The 24,615-nt window shown below is 46.2% G+C and carries 19 protein-coding genes, 3 rRNA genes, 1 pseudogene and 1 other annotated feature (1 of these 24 only partly in view); of the genes and pseudogenes, 21 read left to right on the forward strand and 2 right to left on the reverse strand.

All coding sequences use genetic code 11. From position 1 onward, the window contains the following. Positions 1–170 precede the first annotated feature (170 nt). The 16 genes from K3F53_RS00860 (at position 171) to tuf (ending at position 18,883) form a co-directional block, all read left to right on the forward strand. Positions 171–2,153, forward strand: coding sequence for a methyl-accepting chemotaxis protein (locus tag K3F53_RS00860; protein ID WP_057897082.1), 1,983 nt, complete (start codon positions 171–173; stop codon positions 2,151–2,153). A 221-nt stretch (positions 2,154–2,374) separates the two neighbouring features. Next, positions 2,375–2,524: a 50S ribosomal protein L33 gene (rpmG, locus tag K3F53_RS00865; protein WP_043063763.1), complete on the forward strand. Its 150-nt coding sequence runs from the start codon at positions 2,375–2,377 to the stop codon at positions 2,522–2,524. A 36-nt stretch (positions 2,525–2,560) separates the two neighbouring features. Next, the gene (secE, locus tag K3F53_RS00870; RefSeq protein ID WP_057897081.1) at positions 2,561–2,770 is read left to right on the forward strand and encodes a preprotein translocase subunit SecE; all 210 of its coding nucleotides are present in this window, start codon (positions 2,561–2,563) and stop codon (positions 2,768–2,770) included. A 39-nt stretch (positions 2,771–2,809) separates the two neighbouring features. After that, positions 2,810–3,343, forward strand: coding sequence for a transcription termination/antitermination protein NusG (nusG, locus tag K3F53_RS00875; protein WP_057897080.1), 534 nt, complete (start codon positions 2,810–2,812; stop codon positions 3,341–3,343). Positions 3,344–3,370: 27 nt separating this feature from the next. After that, the gene (rplK, locus tag K3F53_RS00880) at positions 3,371–3,796 is read left to right on the forward strand and encodes a 50S ribosomal protein L11 (RefSeq protein WP_057897079.1); all 426 of its coding nucleotides are present in this window, start codon (positions 3,371–3,373) and stop codon (positions 3,794–3,796) included. A gap of 118 nt (positions 3,797–3,914) precedes the next feature. After that, entirely contained in the window at positions 3,915–4,625 is a 711-nt protein-coding gene (rplA, locus tag K3F53_RS00885; protein WP_408863273.1) for a 50S ribosomal protein L1, read from the forward strand. Positions 4,626–4,670: 45 nt separating this feature from the next. Further along, positions 4,671–4,805 (forward strand) — a sequence feature (ribosomal protein L10 leader region). A gap of 28 nt (positions 4,806–4,833) precedes the next feature. Then, positions 4,834–5,331 (forward strand): 50S ribosomal protein L10, encoded by a 498-nt coding sequence (gene rplJ / locus K3F53_RS00890; protein WP_057897077.1) that lies wholly within the window; start codon positions 4,834–4,836, stop codon positions 5,329–5,331. Positions 5,332–5,358: 27 nt separating this feature from the next. Next, positions 5,359–5,724, forward strand: a complete 366-nt coding sequence (rplL, locus tag K3F53_RS00895; protein ID WP_057897076.1) for a 50S ribosomal protein L7/L12 — start codon at positions 5,359–5,361, stop codon at positions 5,722–5,724. A gap of 176 nt (positions 5,725–5,900) precedes the next feature. Beyond that, positions 5,901–6,500 carry a class I SAM-dependent methyltransferase gene (locus tag K3F53_RS00900; RefSeq protein ID WP_220559265.1) on the forward strand — a complete coding sequence of 200 codons (600 nt, stop codon included), beginning with the start codon at positions 5,901–5,903 and terminating at the stop codon, positions 6,498–6,500. Between the two features lie 260 nt (positions 6,501–6,760). Continuing rightward, positions 6,761–10,288, forward strand: coding sequence for a DNA-directed RNA polymerase subunit beta (gene rpoB, locus K3F53_RS00905; protein WP_057897074.1), 3,528 nt, complete (start codon positions 6,761–6,763; stop codon positions 10,286–10,288). Between the two features lie 35 nt (positions 10,289–10,323). Then, positions 10,324–13,965: a DNA-directed RNA polymerase subunit beta' gene (gene rpoC, locus K3F53_RS00910; RefSeq protein ID WP_057897073.1), complete on the forward strand. Its 3,642-nt coding sequence runs from the start codon at positions 10,324–10,326 to the stop codon at positions 13,963–13,965. An 80-nt stretch (positions 13,966–14,045) separates the two neighbouring features. Beyond that, positions 14,046–14,291: a 50S ribosomal protein L7ae-like protein gene (locus K3F53_RS00915; protein ID WP_057897072.1), complete on the forward strand. Its 246-nt coding sequence runs from the start codon at positions 14,046–14,048 to the stop codon at positions 14,289–14,291. 154 nt (positions 14,292–14,445) lie between these two features. Then, entirely contained in the window at positions 14,446–14,868 is a 423-nt protein-coding gene (gene rpsL, locus K3F53_RS00920) for a 30S ribosomal protein S12 (RefSeq protein ID WP_057897071.1), read from the forward strand. Positions 14,869–14,927: 59 nt separating this feature from the next. After that, entirely contained in the window at positions 14,928–15,398 is a 471-nt protein-coding gene (rpsG, locus tag K3F53_RS00925) for a 30S ribosomal protein S7 (RefSeq protein ID WP_057897070.1), read from the forward strand. Positions 15,399–15,467: 69 nt separating this feature from the next. After that, positions 15,468–17,549, forward strand: coding sequence for an elongation factor G (fusA, locus tag K3F53_RS00930; protein ID WP_057897069.1), 2,082 nt, complete (start codon positions 15,468–15,470; stop codon positions 17,547–17,549). Between the two features lie 143 nt (positions 17,550–17,692). Continuing rightward, positions 17,693–18,883: an elongation factor Tu gene (gene tuf / locus K3F53_RS00935; RefSeq protein ID WP_057897068.1), complete on the forward strand. Its 1,191-nt coding sequence runs from the start codon at positions 17,693–17,695 to the stop codon at positions 18,881–18,883. Between the two features lie 425 nt (positions 18,884–19,308). On the opposite strand, the gene ftsW is transcribed toward tuf, so the two are convergent. Further along, positions 19,309–20,496, reverse strand: coding sequence for a putative lipid II flippase FtsW (ftsW, locus tag K3F53_RS00940; RefSeq protein WP_057897067.1), 1,188 nt, complete (start codon positions 20,494–20,496; stop codon positions 19,309–19,311). Between the two features lie 289 nt (positions 20,497–20,785). Here ftsW and phoU point away from each other — a divergent pair, with 289 nt between their 5' ends. Then, positions 20,786–21,430: a phosphate signaling complex protein PhoU gene (gene phoU, locus K3F53_RS00945; protein ID WP_220559266.1), complete on the forward strand. Its 645-nt coding sequence runs from the start codon at positions 20,786–20,788 to the stop codon at positions 21,428–21,430. A 78-nt stretch (positions 21,431–21,508) separates the two neighbouring features. Here phoU and K3F53_RS00950 read toward each other — a convergent pair whose 3' ends face one another. Next, positions 21,509–21,739, reverse strand: coding sequence for a glutaredoxin family protein (locus tag K3F53_RS00950; RefSeq protein ID WP_057897065.1), 231 nt, complete (start codon positions 21,737–21,739; stop codon positions 21,509–21,511). Positions 21,740–21,904: 165 nt separating this feature from the next. Between K3F53_RS00950 and K3F53_RS19210 the strand changes: the two are divergent. From K3F53_RS19210 to K3F53_RS00970, 4 genes and pseudogenes are all read left to right on the forward strand, one after another. Then, a pseudogene (locus K3F53_RS19210) lies at positions 21,905–22,003 on the forward strand (transposase); the annotation flags it as partial. A 394-nt stretch (positions 22,004–22,397) separates the two neighbouring features. Next, a 16S ribosomal RNA gene (locus K3F53_RS00960) occupies positions 22,398–23,938 on the forward strand. 89 nt (positions 23,939–24,027) lie between these two features. After that, positions 24,028–24,142, forward strand: a 5S ribosomal RNA gene (rrf, locus tag K3F53_RS00965). 152 nt (positions 24,143–24,294) lie between these two features. Continuing rightward, positions 24,295–24,615, forward strand: a 23S ribosomal RNA gene (locus K3F53_RS00970) (it continues 2,617 nt past the right edge of the window). The 16S, 23S and 5S rRNA genes sit together here, the layout of an rRNA operon.

Here is a 24,615-nt window from a genome sequence, read left to right on the forward strand (position 1 = left end):
GCATCGTGAATATGGATAAGAATATAGAAAAAACAGGGCTATTGCCCTGTTTTTTTATTTCGAAAGTCATCTATAAATATTTGGAAAAGTTTTTCAAAATATAGTGTGTAAGGCGTTTATAATGGTATAATAGTACTAACTAATTTTTAGAAAAGAGAGGAGGATAAGTAATGAAAGCTAGAAGTTTGAAAATAAAGTTATTGATAGTTATTATTCCGTTAATTGTGATAGCGCTTTCTTTTGTGGCATGGATAAACCACAACAAGGCTAAGGAGTTTTTAGAAAATAATTTTAGGGAAAAGGCGTTTATCCAACTGGAGCTTTTGAATATGAAAGTCACTAGCTGGCTGGAGAAGCAAAAAGAGCTAGTCACTAATATGGCTTCTGCGCTGGATATTCGGAGTATGGACAAAGAACTACAACTCCAGTATTTAAAATCCCAACTGAAAGAACATCGTGACTATGAAATGTTTTTTATTGTGGATATGAAAGGAGAAGCTTTCACGACAGCAGGACAGAAAACAAATGTGGCCAATCGAGATTACTTTAAAAAAGTAATAAACGGTGAGCCGTATGCAATTTCGGATCCGCTTATTTCACGCGTAAGCGGGCAGATGGTTATTGTTATTGCAAGTCCGATTTATAACCGGGAGAACCAGCTAAGCGGTATTGTGGCAGCTACGGTGCCGGTTACTACCATGAACAATTTAGTAGCTGGCGAAAAAATTGGACAGACCGGCTATGCATATATGGCACAGCGCGACGGACTCGTTATCAGTTATCCAAAAAAAGAAGAAATTTTAAAGTTAAACCTATATAAGTTAAATATACCGCATTTGACAGAAGGTATTGACGAAGCATTTGCTGGCAAGACTGTATACAAAAGGTATACATATAAAGGCGTGGATAAATATGCTTTTTTCTCGCAGATTCCTACTACCGGGTGGCTGGTCGCCATTACTGCCCCAGTAAAAGAAGCATCCAGCCAGCTTGATTATCTAGCTAAACTTTCATTTGTCACAGCGATTGTTATTCTTACTTTTGCTATTGTTATTTTAATCGTGTTTTCTTCACGTTTTGTTCGTCCGATTCAGCATTTGAGCGAGCTGACCAGCATGATCGCCAAAGGGGACTTAACCGTAAAAACGCCAAATAGAAGCAGCGATGAAGTAGGTGTGCTTAGTCAAAATTTTAATCAGATGGTAGAGAACATTCATATGTTGCTTCTCGAAATTAAGGAAGCTTCAGGTAAAATGAGGCGTTCTTCCGAAGTTTTAACGCTCACCAGCCAGGAGACGACGCAGTCTGCTGAACAGGTAGCGACAACGATTAACGATCTGGCTGAAGGAGCGGGAGATATCGCTAATTCTATTCAATCGGTTCATATGGAAGTATCTCTTGTCAATAACGGTCTACAGCAGATTTCCGCTTATGCTGACGAGATGAACCGTACGTTCACAGCTACTATACAACTAACGGGAGAAGGCGAAAAAGCGGTACGAGCCGCCGTATATAAAATGGAAGAAATTCAGCGGATGGTAGATGATGCGTCGGCTGTTGTACAGAAGCTGGGGGACCGCTCGGAAGAAATCGGACAAATTGTCAATCTGATTACTGGAATTGCTTCTCAGACGAACCTGCTTGCGTTGAATGCAAGCATTGAAGCTGCGCGTGCCGGCGAAGCAGGGCGCGGTTTTGCGGTTGTGGCCGATGAAGTACGGAAGCTTGCAGAAGCAACGGACCGAGCGGCAGGCAATATTTCTCGTATTGTCGAAGAGAACAAACGGGAGACGCATGAAGCGATCGATTCGATTGTGCGCGGCCATGATATGATCGCACAGGGGCGGGAAATGGTGCGGCATACCGGGGATTCTTTCGGAGAAATTTACAAGCATATTACGCTTGTAGGTGAGAAAAGTTCGCATATCACTTCGTTCATTAAAATGGCGGAAGAGAACGCGCGCAAAGTTTCCCAGGAGATGGAACGTATCTCGGCTATTACGGAAGAAGCTTCCGCCGGTTCTCAAGAAGTTGCTGCGGTGAGTGAGCAGCAAGCCGCAGCTGCACAGCAACTGGCGAATGATGCAGCTACTATGGCACAGTTGTCTGAACAGTTAGAAAGTCTGGTAGCAAGATTTAAGGTGGAGCAATAAAGATAAGTTGTTGATGAACTCTCTTCTTTTGGTTGCTGCTTGTCTTTCTTACACAAAGTATAGTTTCTGTTCTATTTCTAGTTTAAGTCAATTTTTGTTTGACACTGAAATTCCCTTGTGATAAAGTATTTGAGGTAGCCGTGTGTCTGCGCGGTTTTACTTGATGCAAAATTCATTATGAAAGGCTAGTACATAGCCAGTAATGTGGGAGGTGTAACATCATGCGGGTAACTGTAACGTTAGCGTGCACCGAGTGCAAACAACGCAACTATACCACAACCAAAAACAAACGTAAGCAAACGGAACGCATTGAGATGAAGAAATACTGCAAATTCTGCAACGATCATACGCTTCATCGTGAGACTCGCTAGTATAGTTTGAGAGTTTGAAGTTATTGGGGGTGCGTTATGGGTTTTGTAGATAAACTCAAACGCGGACCGGCCTTTGTAAAGGAAGCTTGGGCCGAACTGAAGAAAGTTACTTGGCCAACCCGTAAAGAACTTGTTTCTTATACGACCGTTGTACTGGTAACAGTAACGCTTATTGCAATCTTCTTCGCTGTAATTGATTTAGGTATTTCCCAACTCCTTGAGTTAATCTTGAAGGCAGGGAAATAATCATTAGGGGGGTTAAGGACACCTGTTTGTCCTCGAATCATGGAAAAACACTGGTATGTTGTTCACACTTATTCAGGTTATGAGAATAAGGTTAAAACAAACCTGGAAAAGCGCGTAGAATCAATGGGAATGGAAGACAAAATCTTCCGTGTGCTCATTCCGACAGAAGATGAAACCGAAGAGCGTGACGGCAAGAAAAAGGTCGTAACGAAGAAGGTTTTTCCGGGTTACGTGCTCGTCGAAATGATTATGACGGACGATTCCTGGTATGTTGTACGGAATACACCGGGTGTAACTGGATTCGTTGGTTCTGCAGGTGCAGGTTCAAAACCGACTCCTCTACTTCCTGAAGAAGTGGCAGCTATTATGAAGCAGATGGGCATGGAGGAATCCGTGAAGCGTGTTGACTTTGTGCTGAAAGAAATGGTTCGGGTGAAAGAGGGACCGTTTGCCAATATGGTTGGCTCCGTTGAAGAGATTCAATTGGACAAGCGCAAAGTCAAAGTGTTGGTTGATATGTTTGGACGCGAGACGCCTGTTGAGTTGGATTTTACTCAAGTGGCTAAGTTATAGAGTCATTGTTTTTAGGAGGTGTACCACATGGCTAAAAAAGTTATCAAAGTTGTTAAGCTTCAGATCCCTGCGGGCAAAGCGAATCCGGCACCGCCTGTTGGTCCGGCGCTTGGTCAAGCAGGCGTAAATATCATGGGGTTCTGTAAAGAATTCAACGCTCGCACACAAGATCAAGCAGGTCTGATTATCCCTGTTGAGATCACCGTGTTTGAAGACCGTTCTTTCACATTCATTACAAAAACCCCGCCGGCTGCTGTTCTACTGAAAAAAGCGGCTGGAATTGAATCCGGCTCTGCTGTTCCGAATAAGAACAAAGTTGCAACGATTAAGCGCGATAAGGTTCGCGAAATTGCAGAGACTAAAATGCCTGACTTGAATGCTGCAAGCGTGGAAGCCGCTATGCGCATGGTTGAGGGTACTGCGCGCAGCATGGGCATCACAATCGTTGACTAATTTGCTGGTTAACCATACATGTTTCTACCGAGGGGTTGTGTAATGTGCGGGGAAATCCGCCTACGCGCAACCCTGTTTCGTGGGAGGCACAACCGTTACAACCACAATTAAGGAGGAAATGAAAGTGGCTAAAAGAGGTAAAAACTACTTAGAAGCTGCAAAGCTCATCGACCGCAATGTTGCATATGAAATCGAAGAAGCTCTTGAACTCGTGAAAAAGGCTTCTAAAGCTAAGTTCGACGAAACTGTGGAAGTAGCAGTTCGTCTGGGCGTTGATCCGCGCAAAAACGATCAACAAATTCGCGGTGCTGTTGTACTTCCGCACGGTACTGGTAAAACTCAGCGTGTACTTGTTTTTGCCAAAGGTGAAAAAGCGAAAGAAGCGGAAGCTGCAGGCGCAGATTATGTAGGCGACGAAGAATACGTAAACAAAATCCAAGAAGGTTGGTTCGATTTTGATGTAGTCGTTGCTACACCGGATATGATGGGGACTGTAGGTAAGCTTGGTCGTGTACTTGGACCAAAAGGTTTAATGCCTAACCCGAAAACCGGTACCGTAACATTTGAAGTTGAAAAAGCAGTTAAAGACATCAAAGCTGGTAAAATTGAATACCGCACAGATAAAGCAGGAAATATCCATGCTCCGATTGGTAAAGTATCTTTCGAAGTAAGCCAGCTTGCTGACAATCTGCGCACGCTGCTTGATGCGTTGTTGAAAGCAAAGCCGGCCGCTGCAAAGGGAACATACATGAAAAATATTACTGTAAGCTCCACAATGGGGCCTGGGGTAAAAGTAAACACTTTAAAAATTACAGCTTCGGCAAAATAATTGCTTGACATCAATTTTTAAAGTTGATAAGATAGCATTCGTTGATAAATGAATATGCCGTTACCGTAGACAGAAGGTGCCTGTTCAGGCAGGCTTAATATCCTTCCGAGGTGCTGATGAAGATATAGATTTGATATCTGAAGCCTTCGCATGTCTGCGTGGGCTTTTTTCATTTTGATAAAAGTCTCATGCTACAGGAGGTGCAAACATGTCCGTACGTGAAGAAAAAGTTCAAATTGTTAACGAAATCGTTGAAAAGCTTCGTAACAGCAAAAGCACTGTAGTAACTGACTATCGTGGATTGAACGTGGCTCAAGTTACTGAACTGCGCAAAAAGTGTCGCGAAGCGGGCGTTGAGTTCAAAGTGTACAAAAACACGTTGACTCGCCGCGCGACTGCTGAAGTTGGCTTGACTGATCTGGACGAAGTATTAACTGGTCCGACTGCTATTGCATTCAGCCTCGAAGATGAAATCACGGCTGCGAAGGTTTTGGCTGATTTTGCAAAAGAAAATGAGGCTCTTGAAATCAAGGGCGGCGTAATGGAAGGCAAAGTTCTTTCTGTTGATGAAGTCAAGGCAATTGCAAGCCTGCCGAATCGCGAAGGTCTGCTTTCTATGCTGCTTAGCGTGCTTCAAGCACCTATCCGCAACTTCGCGCTTGCTGTTAAAGCAGTTAGTGAACAAAAAGAAGGCCAAGGAGCTTAATCTAATAACTTGTTAGGAGGAATCATAATGAGCAAAGAACAAATTATTGAAGCGATTAAAGGCATGTCTGTTCTTGAATTGAACGATCTGGTTAAAGCTATCGAAGAAGAATTCGGCGTAACTGCAGCTGCTCCTGTAGCAGTTATGGGTGGTGCCGCTGGCGGTGCCGCTGAAGCTGAACAAACTGAATTCACAGTTGTTTTGGCGAACGCTGGCGCTTCCAAAATCAACGTTATCAAAGTTGTTCGCGAACTTACAGGTCTCGGCCTGAAGGAAGCGAAAGCAATGGTTGATGGCGCTCCTGCTACAGTTAAGGAAGGCGTATCTAAAGAAGAAGCTGAACAAATGAAAGCTAAGCTTGAAGAAGCTGGCGCAACTGTTGAACTTAAGTAGTTGTATAACTGCTCACGATAAAGCCCGGCGTATCTGATACGCCGGGCTTTATCTCCTTAGAAATAAACTGTGAAACACTTGCGAAGCGTGCTCGTCTTGCTTTTTGACATCACGTTTAGCAACTCGTCCTTTTTGTATATAATAATTGAAGAATTGTAAGAAGCGGGGTGGCACGGATGGAGCACTACTATACGAATCAACCTGGAGCCGACAGCAAAGAACAGAGCTTTACGTTCACCTTGCGGGGCAGAGAGTTTCGTTTTGTTACTGATCGCAGCGTCTTTTCAAAGAATCGCATTGATTTCGGAAGTGTACTTCTGATTGAAACAATGGAAATAAAAGATGGAATGGACGTTCTCGATGTGGGCTGCGGGTATGGTCCGATTGGCATTTCCGCCGCGACGTTGACGCCTTCCGGCAACGTGTTGATGCTGGATGTGAATGAGCGGGCAGTGTCGCTTGCAAACCGTAATTTGCAATTGAACGAAATCTCAAACGCGGAGGCAATTGTAAGCGACCGCTTTTCTGCTGTTCCTGTAGGCAAAAAATTTCATGTGATTTTAACGAATCCCCCGATTCGTGCCGGTAAACAGATTGTGCATGGGATTTTTGAAGAAGCTTTGGCTTATCTTGTGCCGGGCGGGAGCCTCTGGGTTGTCATTCAGAAAAAGCAGGGTGCTCCTTCCGCTCTTGCGAAACTACAGGAATTGTACTCTGAAGTTCGAGAGGTCGCCAAAAAGAAAGGATACTTCGTGTTTCAGGCAATAAGATCTTAAGTTGACATTATTTTTCGATTATGGTATCGTTATTTAATGCCACTGATTATGTGAACGAATAAGTGGAAGTTGCACAAAATGTCAACCTTTTTTTTATTAATAGTAAAGAAAGAGCAATCGGATGAAGTATGACAATATTATCTCTAGGGAATACTGAGGTAATATCAACATCCGGTTCTTCAAATGCATAAAGTCTTCTCTACATATTAGGAAGGCTTTGTTCTTTTTTGTGCAAAAACTCCGTTTGAGAGGTGAATAAGTTGGCAGGTCATCTAATTCAGTGTGGACGTTATCGCCAGCGTCGCAGCTACGCAAGAATTAAAGAGGTAATGGAATTACCTAACCTGATCGAAATCCAGCAGAAATCATACCAATGGTTCTTGGATGAGGGACTTCGCGAAATGTTCCATGAGATTTCTCCGATTCAGGATTTCACAGGTAATCTTGTTCTTGAGTTCATCGATTATAGTTTAGGCGAACCGAAGTATTCTGTCGATGAAGCAAAAGAACGAGATGTAACGTATGCTGCTCCGCTGCGTGTGAAAGTTCGTCTCATCAACAAAGAAACGGGAGAAGTCAAAGAACAAGAAGTATTCATGGGCGATTTCCCGCTTATGACGGAGACGGGGACTTTCATTATCAATGGAGCTGAGAGGGTTATTGTCAGTCAGCTTGTTCGTTCTCCTAGCGTTTATTTCAGCACAAAAGTAGATAAGAATGGCAAGCAAGCGTATGCGGCGACGGTGATTCCGAACCGGGGCGCATGGCTTGAACTTGAAACTGACGCCAAGGATATTATCTATGTTCGTATCGACCGTACAAGGAAGATCCCGGTTACGGTTCTTTTGCGTGCTCTGGGCTTCGGTACGGACGTGGAAATCCTCAATTTGCTCGGGGAAGACGAGTATATCAAAAATACGCTGGAAAAGGATAACACAGATTCAACGGAAAAAGCGCTCATTGAAATCTATGAAAGATTGCGTCCAGGTGAACCGCCAACTGTAGAAAACGCAAAGAGCCTGCTTATTTCCCGGTTCTTCGACCCGAAGCGATACGATTTGGCGAATGTTGGTCGTTACAAAATTAATAAAAAGCTTCATATTAAAAATAGATTATATAATCAGCGCCTAGCTGAAACACTAATTGATACGTCTACTGGTGAAATTATCGCAGAAGCCGGTCAAATCATAGACCGTCGTTTGTTGGATCGCATTTTGCCGTATTTGGAAGACAGCGTTGGCTTCACAACCATAAAGCCTCGCGGTGGCGTGCTGGAAGAAGACATTCGTCTGCAGGCAATTAACATTTTCTCGCCGATTGAAGACGGAAAAGTGATTAAAGTTATTTCCAATGGCATGATTGATAAAAAGGTCAAACATATTACGCCAGCCGACATTATTGCTTCCATTAATTACTTTATTAATCTGCTGCATGGCGTTGGTTCTACTGACGATATTGACCATTTAGGTAATCGTCGCTTACGTTCTGTAGGAGAGCTTTTGCAGAACCAGTTCCGTATCGGCTTGTCTCGTATGGAGCGAGTTGTTCGCGAACGTATGTCTATTCAGGATGCAAACGCGATTACACCACAGGCGCTCATTAATATTCGCCCTGTGATCGCGGCGATTAAAGAGTTCTTTGGAAGTTCGCAGCTCTCACAATTTATGGATCAGACCAATCCGCTCGCGGAACTTACGCATAAGCGTCGTTTGTCCGCGCTTGGTCCTGGCGGCTTAACGCGCGAACGCGCAGGCTTCGAAGTGCGTGACGTTCACCATTCGCACTATGGCCGCATGTGTCCGATTGAGACTCCGGAAGGTCCGAACATTGGTTTGATTAACTCGTTGTCTACGTATGCGCGAATCAATGAGTATGGCTTTATTGAAACACCACGGCGAAGAGTCGATCCAGAAACAGGCCGCGTAACTGATGAGATCGTATATTTGACGGCGGATGAAGAAGATGTATACAATGTCGCGCAGGCGAACGTGCCGTTGACAGAAGACGGATATTTTGCTAGTGAGACGGTGATTTGTCGCCGTAAGGGTGAAATTATTACTGTGCCGCGGGATAAAGTTGATTTTATGGACGTTTCTCCGAAGCAGGTCGTATCTGTAGCGACGGCAATGATTCCGTTCTTGGAAAATGACGACGCCAACCGCGCTCTTATGGGTGCAAACATGCAGCGTCAGGCTGTTCCTTTGCTTGTACCGGAAGCGCCATTTATCGGTACAGGTATGGAATACAAAGCGGCGAAAGACTCCGGGGTTGCTACGATTGCTCGCCATTCTGGCGTTGTTGAGCGTGTAACCGCGCGGGAAATTTGGATTCGCCGTCAGGGAGAAGTAGACGGTCGCACAGTGATGGGTGACATTGATAAGTATAAACTGCATAAATTTGAGCGCTCTAATCAAGGAACATGTATTAATCAGCGTCCTATCGTGAAGAAGGGCGAGTTTGTGAATGCGGGAGACATTATTGCGGATGGCCCTTCCACGGAGAAAGGTGAGCTGGCATTGGGCCGCAACGTTGTAGTTGCATTCATGACATGGGAAGGTTACAACTATGAGGACGCCATTCTGTTGAGCGAAAAGCTTGTAAAAGAGGATGTATATACTTCCATTCATATCGAAGAATATGAAGCGGAAGCGCGTGATACGAAGCTCGGACCGGAAGAAATTACGCGCGATATTCCGAACGTTGGGGAAGATGCGTTGCGCAATTTGGATGAGCGTGGTATTGTTCGCATCGGTGCTGAAATTAAAGACGGTGACATTCTCGTAGGCAAAGTTACTCCGAAAGGTGTAACCGAGCTTACCGCTGAAGAGCGCCTATTGCACGCTATCTTTGGTGAAAAAGCGCGCGAAGTGCGCGATACGTCCCTTCGCGTACCGCATGGTGGTTCCGGTATTGTCGTTGATGTTAAAGTGTTTACCCGTGAGAACGGAGACGAATTGCCGCCGGGTGTAAATCAACTTGTGCGTGTGTATATCGCACAAAAGCGTAAGATTTCTGTAGGTGACAAGATGGCGGGACGTCACGGTAATAAAGGGGTTATCGCTCGTATTCTTCCGGAAGAAGATATGCCGTTTCTACCGGATGGTACGCCCGTAGAGGTTGTATTGAATCCGTTAGGTGTACCATCGCGGATGAACATTGGTCAGGCCTTGGAAGTGCATCTGGGTATGGCCGCTAAAGCACTCGGTATCCATATGGCTACCCCGGTATTCGACGGTGCAACGGAAGAAGATGTATTCGACACGCTGGAAGAAGCGGGTTTAAGCCGCACAGGCAAAACCATTCTGTATGACGGGCGTACAGGTGAGCCGTTTGACCGTGAAGTAACGGTAGGAGTTATGTACATGATTAAATTGGCTCACATGGTTGACGACAAAATTCATGCCCGTTCTACAGGACCATACTCTCTCGTTACCCAGCAGCCGCTTGGCGGTAAGGCACAATTCGGTGGCCAACGTTTTGGGGAAATGGAGGTATGGGCGCTCGAAGCGTACGGTGCTGCTTATACACTCCAGGAGATCCTCACCGTCAAGTCGGACGATGTAGTAGGCCGCGTGAAAACGTACGAAGCTATTGTTAAAGGAGAAAATGTACCGGAACCTGGTGTACCGGAGTCCTTTAAAGTATTGATCAAAGAGCTGCAAAGTTTAGGTATGGATGTGAAAATCCTCGCTGAAGACGAACAGGAAATTGAAATGCGGGATACGGATGAAGACGAGGAAACATCTGGAGATAAACTTCACCTGAACATTAGCGGTGCCGAAGAGTAAAGGATGAAACCGGGAAGTAATGGGAGGTATGCGCCTTGTTAGATGTCAATAATTTTGAATATATGAAGATCGGCCTTGCATCACCCGATAAGATTCGTTCCTGGTCTTACGGAGAGGTCAAAAAACCGGAAACCATTAACTACCGGACCTTAAAACCGGAAAAAGAAGGCTTGTTCTGCGAGAAAATTTTCGGGCCGACAAAAGACTGGGAATGTCATTGCGGAAAGTACAAACGTGTTCGTTATAAAGGCGTAGTTTGCGATCGTTGCGGCGTTGAAGTAACCCGTGCGAAAGTGCGCCGGGAGCGCATGGGGCACATTGAATTGGCTGCCCCTGTCTCCCATATCTGGTATTTTAAAGGGATTCCGAGCCGTATGGGTCTTGTGCTTGACATGTCCCCACGCTCTCTAGAAGAGGTTATCTATTTCGCATCTTATGTTGTTATCGATCCAGGCGAAACGCCGCTTGAGAAAAAGCAATTGCTTTCTGAGAAAGAGTACCGCAACTATCGCGAGAAGTACGGTTCTTCTTTTACCGCTATGATGGGCGCAGAAGCGATTAAGCGTCTGCTTGCGGAAATCGACCTTGATAAAGAAGTGGACTGCTTAAAAGAGGAGCTGAAATCAGCGCAAGGCCAGCGCCGGAACCGTGTGATCAAGCGGTTGGAAGTATTGGAGGCATTTCGTAATTCTGGAAACCGTCCAGAATGGATGGTGTTGGATGTGTTGCCGGTTATTCCGCCAGAACTTCGTCCGATGGTGCAACTGGACGGCGGCCGCTTTGCAACCTCCGATTTGAACGATTTGTATCGCCGGGTTATTAACCGGAATAACCGCTTAAAGCGTTTGCTTGATCTTGGTGCGCCGGATATCATTGTACAGAATGAGAAACGTATGTTACAGGAAGCGGTAGACGCTCTGATAGACAATGGCCGTCGCGGCCGTCCTGTAACCGGGCCGGGCAATCGTCCGCTGAAGTCTCTCAGCCATATGCTGAAAGGTAAACAGGGGCGTTTTCGGCAAAACCTGCTTGGTAAGCGTGTGGACTACTCTGGGCGTTCCGTTATTGTCGTAGGCCCGCAGTTGAAAATGTACCAGTGCGGTTTGCCAAAAGAAATGGCGCTAGAATTGTTCAAGCCTTTTGTCATGAAAGAGCTTGTCGCAAAAGGTCTTGCGCACAATATTAAATCTGCGAAGCGTAAAGTGGAACGCGTGCATCCGGAAGTCTGGGATGTTCTCGAGGATGTAATCAAAGAACACCCGGTTCTTTTAAATCGTGCTCCCACATTGCATAGACTCGGCATTCAGGCTTTTGAACCCACGCTTGTTGAGGGGCGTGCGATTCGGTTGCATCCGCTCGTATGTACGGCATATAATGCCGACTTTGACGGTGACCAGATGGCTGTACACGTTCCATTGTCTGCGGAAGCGCAGGCGGAAGCGCGTCTGCTGATGCTTGCGGCGCAGAACATCCTTAACCCGAAAGACGGCAAGCCGGTTGTTACGCCGTCGCAGGACATGGTACTTGGCACGTACTATCTGACGATGGAAGATAAGACTTCTAAAGGAGAAGGCAAAGTTTTCTCCAATCCGAATCAGGCGATCGCGGCTTATGCGAATGGACATATTACACTTCATGCGCGTATCGCTCTGCCGCCGAAGAGTCTGAACAAAACTTCCTTCACACCGGAACAATTTGCGGCTCCGTTGATGGTAACAACGGTCGGAAAATTAATTTTCAATGAAATTTTCCCGCCTGAGCTACCATATATTAATGAGCCGACGAAAGAAAATCTTCAGAAGAAAGTGCCGGATAAGTTCTTTATTTTTGAAAAAGGTACGAACGTGCGCGAATTCCTAGAGAAGTTGCCTGAGCAAGACGCGGTCAAAAAAGGGTATCTAGGAACGATTATCGCTGAATGCTTCCGTCGCTTCGGCACGACGCAGACATCGATCATACTCGACAAAATTAAGGAGAATGGTTTTAAATATTCCACGCAGGCTGGTATTACTGTTGCTGTTGCCGACATCAAAACTCCGCCAGAGAAGCAACAAATTCTCGAAGAAGCGGAGAAAAAAGTTCAATCGGTTATGCAGCAATATCGTCGCGGTTTAATTACAGAAAACGAGCGTTACGACCGCGTTATCAGCATCTGGAGCAAAGCAAAGGACGATGTTACGAAAGTGCTTATGGCGTCGCTTGATAAGTTTAACGCCATTAATATGATGGCGACATCCGGCGCCCGTGGTAACGTGTCACAGATTACACAGCTTGCCGGCATGCGCGGTCTTATGGCAAACCCGTCCGGCCGTATCATCGAACTTCCGATCAAGTCCAACTTCCGCGAAGGCTTAACTGTATTGGAGTACTTTATTTCCACACATGGTGCGCGGAAAGGTTTGGCAGACACAGCGTTGCGTACAGCTGACTCAGGTTACTTAACCCGTCGCCTCGTCGACGTTGCACAGGATGTGATTGTCCGTGAAGAGGATTGTGGTACGGATAAAGGCGTTGTGGCAACTGCGCTTCGTGACGGGAATGAAATCATTGAGGAATTGCAGGATCGAATTGTTGGGCGTTATTCGTTCCAAACAGTGCGCCATCCAGAAACAGGGGAAATTATTGTCGGTCGAAATCAGCTCATTGATGAAAAAATTGCGGAAGAAATTGTGGCCGCAGGTATTACGGAGGTCAATATCCGTTCCGTTATCGGTTGCCGTACGCAGCATGGTGTATGCCGGAAATGCTACGGTCGTAATCTGGCGACGGGCAATGTAGTGGATATCGGTGAATCTGTTGGTATTATCGCGGCTCAATCTATCGGTGAGCCAGGTACGCAGTTAACGATGCGTACATTCCACACCGGTGGTGTTGCCGGCGATGACATTACGCAAGGTCTTCCGCGTATCCAGGAGTTGTTTGAGGCCCGGAATCCGAAAGGCCAGGCTGTTATTACCGAAATTGAAGGTGAAGTTATCGACATTCGCGAAGGCAAAGATCGGCGCGAAGTCGAAATTCGCGGGGAAACCGAGAATAAAGTATATCAAATTCCTTACGGTTCCCGTTTGAAAGTGTTCGTTGGTTCCAAAGTGGATCTTGGTGAAGAATTAACCGAAGGCTCCATTGACCCGAAAGAAATGCTTAAGATCCGCGGTATGCGTGGCGTTCAATACTATATTTTGCAGGAAGTACAGAAAGTATATCGTATGCAGGGTGTAGAAATTAACGACAAGCATATTGAGGTTATGATTCGCCAGATGCTGCGCAAAGTGCGTATCATTGACAGCGGGGATACTGAACTCTTGCCAGGTTCTTATGTGGAAATCCATGAGTTCGAAGAGGCGAATAAGAAAGCGCTCTGGGATGGAAAACAGCCTGCAGTGGCACGTCCGGTGCTGCTCGGTATCACAAAAGCGTCGCTTGAGACCGATTCATTCCTGTCTGCAGCATCGTTCCAGGAAACAACGCGTGTCCTTACTGATGCTGCCATTAAAGGAAAAGTTGACCGCTTGTTAGGTCTGAAGGAAAATGTTATTATAGGTAAGCTGTTGCCTGCGGGCACAGGTATGACTCGCTATCGCAACATTGCTTTGAAGCATGAACTCATGCCGGCTGAAGAAGTTGCGGAAGAGGCACTTGATGAAAGTCAGTTGAAAGATGTTATACTGGAAAAATAGTATGTAAAATTGTTGACACGCTCTATTGCAGGTGATATGATATTTGAGTGTGCCTAATACCTACTTTGGAGGATATGCAAATGTCTTATGAAAAAGTGGAGCAGGCCAAATCACTTGTAATCGGAACAAAGCAGACCACAAGGGCCATTGAGGCCGGAACGGTAGCGGAAGTTATCGTTGCTAGGGATGCTGATACCAGATTAACCGGAAAGGTTATTTCCCTTTGCCAAGATAAAGGTCTACCGGTTCATTACGTCGATTCGATGCGCCGTCTCGGCAAGGCATGCGGGATCGATGTAGGAGCCGCGGTGGTTGGTTTAAAATAATAATATGTAAGTTTAACTTTGTTTTTGCTTATTCTCGGGCATTAAAACGTAAGGTTTGATGCCCGAGAGCAAAAACTTTTCGTTTGCTTATGGATGAACCACCAGGACCTGTGGTCTTAAATTTTATTTGCAACATTGGAAGGAGGTGCGACGCATGCCTACAATTAACCAGCTCGTGCGTAAAGGTCGCGAAAAGAAAGTGTACAAATCCAAATCTCCAGCTCTTGGAAAAGGCTATAACAGCATGAAGAAGGAGATGACTGACACGAACTCCCCGCAAAAACGTGGTGTGTGTACTCGTGTTGGTACCATGACACCGAAAAAACCAAACTCTGCGTTGCGTAAATATGCTCGTGTACGTTTGTCAAACGGAATCGAGGTTACTGCATATATTCCAGGGATTGGTCACAATCTGCAAGAACACAGCGTTGTTCTTATCCGTGGCGGCCGTGTAAAGGATCTGCCGGGTGTACGTTACAAAATCATACGTGGTGCACTTGATACAGCAGGCGTACAAAATCGTCTTCAAGCTCGTTCTAAATACGGTGCGAAACGTCCGAAAGCGCCGAAAGCGTAATTTGCTTGAAGCAATATGAGAGATAACGTGAAAATTGACGGAAAAGGAGGGGAAAAAGAATGCCACGTAAAGGTCCAGTACCTCGTCGTGATGTATTACCTGACCCGATTTACAACAGCAAACTGGTAACTCGCCTTATCAACCGCATGATGATTGACGGTAAGCGCGGTGTTGCTCAACGTATTCTATACAATGCTTTTGATATGGTGAAGGAGCGCACTGGCCGCGATCCGATGGAAGTGTTTGAAGAAGCGCTGAAAAACATCATGCCGGTTCTTGAAGTACGCGCTCGTCGTGTAGGTGGTGCAAACTATCAAGTTCCGGTAGAAGTTCGTCCGGAGCGCCGCACTACGCTTGGACTCCGCTGGTTGGTAGAGTACTCCCGCAAACGCGGCGAGAAAACAATGGAAGAGCGCCTGGCAGCAGAAATCATCGATGCTGCGAATAACACTGGCGCCGCTGTGAAAAAGCGTGAAGACACGCATAAAATGGCGGAAGCGAACAAAGCGTTTGCTCACTACCGCTGGTAGAATGCAAAGCGGACGTTGGTCCGCTTTCCTTTGCCAAATCTCTAAGATGAGAAAGGGGCTAGTACTTACATGGGACGCGAATTCCCCTTAGTCAAAACTCGTAATATTGGTATCATGGCTCACATTGATGCCGGTAAAACCACAACAACAGAACGTATTCTGTTCTACACAGGCCGTGTTCATAAAATCGGTGAAACTCACGAAGGCGCTTCACAAATGGACTGGATGGAGCAGGAGCAAGAGCGTGGTATTACGATTACTTCTGCTGCTACGACAGCACAATGGAAGGGCCACCGCATCAATATTATTGACACGCCAGGCCACGTAGACTTCACAGTTGAAGTAGAACGTTCGCTTCGCGTCCTTGATGGTGCGGTTGCTGTTCTCGATGCGCAGTCGGGTGTAGAACCGCAAACGGAAACAGTATGGCGTCAGGCTACGACATATGGTGTACCACGCATTGTATTTGTCAACAAGATGGACAAAATTGGTGCGGATTTCCTCTACTCTGTGCGCACACTGCATGAACGCCTGCAAGCGAATGCGCATCCGATCCAAATGCCGATTGGTGTAGAGGATGCATTCCGTGGAATCATCGATCTTGTTGAGAAGAAGACATACATCTATACAAACGATCTTGGTACAGATATTGAGATCACTGAAGGTTTTCCGGCTGAATTCGCAGATCAAGCAGAAGAGCTTCGCAATCAGTTAATTGAAGCAGTTGCTGAATTTGATGAAGAACTAATGATGAAATATTTAGAAGGTGAAGAGATCACGGTTGAAGAGCTTAAAGCGGTGATCCGCAAAGCTACGATTAGCGTTCAGTTCTTCCCAGTAACTTGTGGTTCAGCCTTTAAAAACAAAGGTGTTCAACCGATGCTTGATGCTGTGATCGATTACCTCCCGTCACCGATCGATATTCCGGCAATTAAAGGTGTGGTTCCGGATAGCAATGAGGAGGTAACACGCGAATCGACTGACGACGGTCCGTTCTCAGCGCTTGCGTTTAAAATCATGACTGACCCTTATGTAGGTAAACTGACGTTCTTCCGCGTATATTCTGGTACGCTTGATTCCGGCTCATACGTGTTGAACTCTACTAAAGGTAAGCGTGAACGTATCGGTCGTATCCTACAAATGCACGCAAACCATCGCGAAGAAATCAAGAAGGCTTATGCTGGTGACATTGCGGCGGCTGTAGGTTTGAAGGATACAACAACTGGGGATACTCTCTGTGATGAGAAGCACCCTGTAATTCTTGAATCTATGGAATTCCCTGAGCCAGTTATCGAGATTGCAATTGAGCCGAAGACAAAAGCTGACCAAGATAAGATGGGTATGGCTCTTGCAAAGCTGGCAGAGGAAGACCCAACATTCAAGACATGGACCGATGAAGAAACAGGCCAGACGATCATCGCCGGTATGGGTGAGCTGCACCTTGACATCATTGTTGACCGCCTGAAACGTGAATTTAAAGTCGAAGCGAATGTTGGCGCGCCGCAGGTTGCGTACAAAGAAACTTTCCGTTCTGCTGCGAAGGTTGAAGGTAAGTTTGTTCGTCAGTCCGGCGGTCGTGGTCAATACGGTCACGTTATCGTGGAATTCGAACCGGTTGAAGCTGGTACAGGCTTCGTATTCGAAAACAAAATCGTCGGTGGTGCGATTCCAAAAGAATACATCCCGGCTGTTCAAGCAGGTATCGAAGAAGCTATGCAAAATGGTGTTCTTGCAGGTTACCCTGTGCTTGACTTGAAGGCGACTCTCGTAGATGGTAGTTACCACGATGTAGACTCATCCGAGATGGCGTTCAAAATTGCAGGTTCTCTCGCTCTAAAAGAAGCGGCTAAGAAATGTAATCCGGTATTGCTTGAGCCAATGATGAAAGTTGAAGTTGTTGTACCGGAAGAATACATGGGCGACATCATGGGTGACATTAACTCTCGTCGCGGACGTATCGAAGGTATGGAAGCCCGCGGTAACGCGCAAGTGGTTCGTGGCTTTGTACCGCTTTCCGAAATGTTTGGTTACGCAACAACATTGCGTTCCCGTACGCAAGGTCGCGGTACTTACACTATGCACTTCGATCACTATGAAGAAATGCCGAAGAATATCGCTGAGGAGATTGTTAAGAAATCCAAAGGCGAGTAATTTTTCGTAAAACCCCTTTATCGTAACTGAAGAAAGGTTTAAAATGTGTAGGTGGGTGCATACCCTTTGCGCATTTGGACCTTTCTTTACAAATACTTAACTTCTTAAAAAACCAACCTTAAATTAAGGAGGCTTTTTACCAAATGGCTAAAGAAAAATTTGAGCGGACCAAACCGCACGTAAACATTGGTACTATTGGTCACGTTGACCACGGTAAAACCACTCTGACAGCAGCTATCACAACTGTGCTTGCTCAACAAGGTAAAGCTAAAGCTATGGCGTACGATTCTATCGACGCTGCTCCGGAAGAGCGCGAGCGCGGTATCACAATCTCTACTGCACACGTTGAGTACGAGACTGAAAATCGCCACTATGCGCACGTTGACTGCCCGGGTCACGCTGACTACGTTAAGAACATGATTACTGGTGCTGCTCAAATGGACGGAGCTATCCTGGTAGTATCCGCTGCTGACGGTCCGATGCCGCAAACTCGTGAGCACATCCTGCTTTCTCGCCAAGTAGGCGTTCCTTACATCGTTGTATTCATGAACAAGTGCGACATGGTTGACGATGAAGAGCTGCTTGAACTGGTTGAAATGGAAATCCGTGACCTGCTCTCTGAATACGAGTTCCCGGGAGACGAAATTCCGGTTATCAAAGGTTCTGCTAAAGAAGCTCTTGACAATCCAAGTGGCGAATGGGCTCAAAAAATCCTTGAGCTGATGGAAGCTGTTGACAACTACATCCCGACTCCGGAACGTGCTGTTGATCAACCGTTCTTGATGCCGGTAGAGGACGTGTTCTCTATCACTGGTCGTGGTACTGTTGCTACTGGCCGTGTAGAGCGCGGTGTAGTTAAAGTTGGTGACCAAGTAGAAATCATTGGTCTGACTGACGAGCCGAAGTCTACAACTGTAACAGGTGTAGAAATGTTCCGCAAACTGCTCGATCAAGCAGAAGCTGGTGACAACATCGGTGCTCTGCTTCGTGGTATCGATCGTAAAGAAATCGAGCGCGGACAAGTTCTGGCTAAACCAGGCTCTGTAAAACCGCATACTGAATTCACAGCTCAAGTTTACGTTCTGTCTAAAGAAGAAGGTGGACGTCATACTCCGTTCTTCTCTAACTACCGTCCGCAATTCTACTTCCGTACAACAGACGTAACTGGTATCATTAAGCTGCCGGAAGGCACAGAAATGGTTATGCCTGGTGACAACGTTGAGATCACTGTTGAGCTCATCAGCCCGATTGCTATGGAAGAAGGTACTCGTTTCGCTATCCGCGAAGGTGGCCGCACAGTTGGCGCGGGTACTGTTGCTAAAGTCATCAAGTAATTTCTGTACAACGTATATAAAAAACCTGGTCATTAGACCAGGTTTTTTATGTGCCTTTTATTACTAGCAGGTATGTTTTTTATGCGTTTCAATTAACTCATGCACGACCAGATTAATATTTGTGGCATCAATCGGGATGAACTTACCCTCGTACTCCTATTTTTTGTAGTGATAAAGGGGATCGTAATATGCTTTTAGAATAGTGCGGATATGAAGCAGGTGTTGTTGAATCGAAGCGTATAGGCCGTGTTTTCGATGCGCATTCAGGCATGCTTCATGTGCGCTAGTATGCGTTTTTCGCAGATAGAAAGAACTCGCGTGCTGCGCTTGTCCTTTTGTCGCTTATGTAGCAAAAATCACTTCACTACGTTGTTTCACGATCGTATAAAAAAGAACCGTCTCTAAAAACAGACGGTTCTTTTGGCTTATGCTTTTCTTCGTTGGCTTATAACGGTAAGCGTTGGTTGTTTTGCTTGCTTTTCTTCTCCTATTAGCTTTTGTAGACGCTGCTTATAAACTTCGCGTGAAATACTAAGCACAATGCCGATGCTAATCAGGCAAACCAATAATGATGAACCACCATAGCTGATAAAAGGAAGCGGCACTCCCGTAATTGGAATCAGACCCGTGACGCCCCCGACGTTAATAAAGGCCTGTATAAAAATCATGCTTACTACGCCAACGCCGACCAATGTCGCAAAAGTGTCTTTGACTCGCAGCGCAATGACAAGGATCCTCCATAAGAAAAAAAGATATACAAGCAAAAAGATACAAGCCCCGATAAATCCAAGTTCTTCCGCCATAATAGAAAAAATAAAATCGGTTTGTGCTTCAGGAAGGTATAAGTACTTTTCAATACTTTTTCCAAATCCGGCGCCAGTAATTCCGCCGTGCGCAAGGGCAAAATAAGAGTGTGCAAGCTGGTATCCGTGCCCTAAACCGCTTAATCCATCCGCCCAGGGGTCCCCGAAGTGTAACAGCCGGTTTCTCCGGTATTCAGAAAGAATAATGAATAAAAAGCCAACGATTCCAACAGGGATTCCAAACATGAACAAATGCTTGAGATTTGCTCCTCCGGCAACAATAACAGTTACAGCGGTCATCATAAGGATGGCAGCTGAGCCAAAGTCCGGCTGGATGGCGATCATCATGCAGAAGATGCTGACAATAACCAGTACAGGTAGAAGTCCTGTTTTTAAGTCTCGGATTTTGCCCCCCTTCTTAGCAATAAGTGCGGATAAATAGATAATGATCGCAAGTTTTGCGAACTCAGCCGGCTGAAGCAAACCGACCCCAAGATTAATCCAACTGCGTGCCCCATTGCGCAAAACACCAATACCAGGGATGAGGACGGCAAGAAGCAGCAGAAAGATAATCAGAGCGATAGTAAGAAAATGTTTTTTATAGAAAGTGTAGGGGACGTTCATAGTAAACAGCATTGCTACCAAACCAATAACAGCCCACATCACTTGCTTTTTTACAAAGTAGGTATCTGTTCCGTAGTTGTAAAGGGAAAAAACAGAACTGGCGCTGTATACGATGACAATTCCAAACCCTACGAGAAAAAGTGTTAGAAGAAGGATGGGAAAATCAGGTCTTCCTCTTGTTTTCATATTCTTCCTCCATATAATAAGGTTTGTTAGTCTATCCAAAACTTAAGCATATTAGTAGTTTACTATACTCAAGCTGGTGAAACAGGGGTATTTTTTCCCTATCTTTGCGATAAATGCCGAGTTCTCAATTTCATCTTATATTAACAAAAATTTAATTGTAATTTAATAATTTACTTTTACTATTATGAAGATGCCGTATTTTCTCGTTTTCTTGATTGTGGGGGAATACCAGGCGATATTTTATGGAAAGTTATGCCTACTTTCTTGAAGAAAGGTGGAGTGTGCCTGGATGCAAGAAGGACAGTTAGAACAGTTAAAAAACGAAATAACGCAGATGGCCCTAATTGCCCAAGCAGGATTTTTTCAGGCGTGGAGTGCTTTTCAGGAAGTGGATCTGAAGTTAGCCAAAGATGTCATTGTGCGTGACGAGAAATTGAATGTACTCGCGGAAAAAATTTTTAAGATGAGTTTAAGCTTGATTGCGCTTCAAGCCCCTGTAGCGACAGATTTACGGACAATTGGCTCATACTTGAAGATCGCCACTGATTTGGAACGAATTGGCGATCATGCAGTTAAAATCGCCAAGGTAGTTGTTCGTCTCAATGGAAAAAAATCCTCTCTTTCCCCGAAAGAAATTCCTATAATGGGAGAAAAAGTGGCAGAAATGCTTGAAGTATGCGTTCAAGCGATTCAATCCGGCGATGCTCGCCACCTTCGTCTTCTTGATAATATGGACGATGGCGTCGATGAATATTACAAGAAATGCTTTGACTATATAGAATGGAGCATGGAGAAGCGGCCAGATTTGGTAAAGGAAGGTGTGCAGCTTATTAAGGTGATTCAGTCGCTGGAACGGATCGGCGATCATGCCACGAACATAGGGGAGTGGACGCTGTATATGTGTACCGGAAGCATTGCAGACTTAAATACATGATGAAAAGTACAAAGAAAGCGGCTGTAGGCAGATACTACGGCCGCTTTCTTTGATGTGCCCGGCATGGGCATTATCTTGTTATGCTTCCGACAGAAGCTTATCCAGTTCTGCTGGTTCAAAGCCTTTGATGGCTTTTCCGTTTATGACGGTAACAGGAATTCCCATAACGCCTAATGCTTCAACTTCCTGTTGATATTTTCGATTAGATAATACATCTCGTACTTCAAATGTATGACCTTTTTCTTTTAAGTAATTTTTTACCATTTCGCATGTGCTACATCCGGGGGCGGAGTACACGATAATTGACATATAGAACCCTCCTCACATATATAAGCAGAAACATTCGCGATATGTACTCTTCTTTTGCTTGTTAAAACAAGAAGCGGCCTGGTTTGCAAAAGGTAGGCGAGCACATTCGCGAGTTTTTCTTGCTTACAATTATATAGAAGTTTAACATGACACGCGAGAAGGTTCCTTATTGTGACCGGACGCAAAATCCGAAGCATTCACCGCCTGCGTAACAAGAAGCTCGCAGAGCTTCAGCGCAAAATGAACAAGTGCCAGAAATGCAGCATACATCGCAAACCTGTCCGATTTGCGGGACGAAAAAGAAAGTGACCAGAAGAGGGGTGTCAACAATCTAAAAAGGTATTGACGTACCTTCTTATCATGTGATAATCTAAATCTTGTCGTCACAAAAGTGACTGGAAGAGCTTAAAAAAAGATTTTTAAAAAAAGTTCTTGTAAAAAACTTTTTGATGTTATAAAATAAAAAAGTCGCCGCTAAAAAGAGGCGGAATAAAAGAAGTTCCTTGAAAACTGAACAGTGACACTCGTTTGTGTGCGAGGTAAATATCCCATGAAAGTGAAGGTCAGCTTCAAAGTTGATTTCAGGCACTTTTATGGGGCCCGAAAAACATTCTTTCTTTATTAGCTAGCTTACGAGCTTGCGTATCAATCTTCAACTTTTTTGGAGAGTTTGATCCTGGCTCAGGACGAACGCTGGCGGCGTGCCTAATACATGCAAGTCGAGCGAACCGATGGAGTGCTTGCATTCCTGAGGTTAGCGGCGGACGGGTGAGTAACACGTAGGCAACCTGCCTGTACGACCGGGATAACTCCGGGAAACCGGAGCTAATACCGGATAGGATGCCGAACCGCATGGTTCGGCATGGAAAGGCCTTTGAGCCGCGTACAGATGGGCCTGCGGCGCATTAGCTAGTTGGTGGGGTAACGGCCTACCAAGGCGACGATGCGTAGCCGACCTGAGAGGGTGAACGGCCACACTGGGACTGAGACACGGCCCAGACTCCTACGGGAGGCAGCAGTAGGGAATCTTCCGCAATGGACGAAAGTCTGACGGAGCAACGCCGCGTGAGTGAGGAAGGTCTTCGGATCGTAAAACTCTGTTGTCAGGGAAGAACCGCCGGGATGACCTCCCGGTCTGACGGTACCTGACGAGAAAGCCCCGGCTAACTACGTGCCAGCAGCCGCGGTAATACGTAGGGGGCAAGCGTTGTCCGGAATTATTGGGCGTAAAGCGCGCGCAGGCGGCTTCTTAAGTCAGGTGTGAAAGCCCACGGCTCAACCGTGGAGGGCCATCTGAAACTGGGGAGCTTGAGTGCAGGAGAGGAGAGCGGAATTCCACGTGTAGCGGTGAAATGCGTAGAGATGTGGAGGAACACCAGTGGCGAAGGCGGCTCTCTGGCCTGTAACTGACGCTGAGGCGCGAAAGCGTGGGGAGCAAACAGGATTAGATACCCTGGTAGTCCACGCCGTAAACGATGAGTGCTAGGTGTTGGGGAGTTCACCTCCTCAGTGCCGCAGCTAACGCAATAAGCACTCCGCCTGGGGAGTACGGCCGCAAGGCTGAAACTCAAAGGAATTGACGGGGACCCGCACAAGCGGTGGAGCATGTGGTTTAATTCGAAGCAACGCGAAGAACCTTACCAGGGCTTGACATCCCGCTGACCCCTCCAGAGATGGAGGTTTCCTTCGGGACAGCGGTGACAGGTGGTGCATGGTTGTCGTCAGCTCGTGTCGTGAGATGTTGGGTTAAGTCCCGCAACGAGCGCAACCCTTGTCCTTTGTTGCCAGCATTCAGTTGGGCACTCTAAGGAGACTGCCGTCGACAAGACGGAGGAAGGTGGGGATGACGTCAAATCATCATGCCCCTTATGTCCTGGGCTACACACGTGCTACAATGGACGGTACAACGGGCGTGCCAACCCGCGAGGGTGAGCCAATCCCTAAAAACCGTTCTCAGTTCGGATTGCAGGCTGCAACTCGCCTGCATGAAGCCGGAATCGCTAGTAATCGCGGATCAGCATGCCGCGGTGAATACGTTCCCGGGTCTTGTACACACCGCCCGTCACACCACGAGAGTTTGCAACACCCGAAGTCGGTGAGGTAACCTTCTGGAGCCAGCCGCCGAAGGTGGGGCAGATGATTGGGGTGAAGTCGTAACAAGGTATCCGTACCGGAAGGTGCGGATGGATCACCTCCTTTCTACGGAGTCTCGGCACGCACGAGCATTCACTGTTCAGTTTTGAAGGAACTTCGTTCCTTATAAAACAAGATAAGATATAAATACCTTGTCTGGTGACGATAGCGAAGGGGTCACACCTGTTCCCATCCCGAACACAGAAGTTAAGCCCTTCAGCGCCGATGGTACTTGGGCGTATGCCCTGGGAGAGTAGGACGTTGCCAGGCTGGAATGAACGTATCTTTTTTGTTTGTGGGTTTTGCCTGTAAACAAAAAGTACGTACTCATTCTAAACCCATCATAGAAGTTGTACCTTGAAAACTGGATACAGAAGAAACACGCGCAAAACAAGGATTCCATAAAAGAAACCCTTCAATGTGGTTAAGCTACGAAGGGCGCACGGTGGATGCCTTGGCGCCAGGAGCCGATGAAGGACGTGGCAAACGACGAAACGCTTCGGGGAGCTGTAAGCAAGCGTTGATCCGGAGATGTCCGAATGGGGAAACCCACTTCCCGTAATGGGGAAGGACTCCTGCCTGAATCCATAGGGCAGCGAGAGGCACACCAGGGGAACTGAAACATCTAAGTACCCTGAGGAAGAGAAAGCAAATGCGATTCCCTTAGTAGTGGCGAGCGAACGGGGAACAGCCCAAACCGGAAGGTTCGCCTTCCGGGGTTGTAGGACACTCTATACGGAGTT

The sequence above is a fragment of the Aneurinibacillus thermoaerophilus genome (genome assembly GCF_019603355.1).
Taxonomy (GTDB): domain Bacteria; phylum Bacillota; class Bacilli; order Aneurinibacillales; family Aneurinibacillaceae; genus Aneurinibacillus; species Aneurinibacillus thermoaerophilus.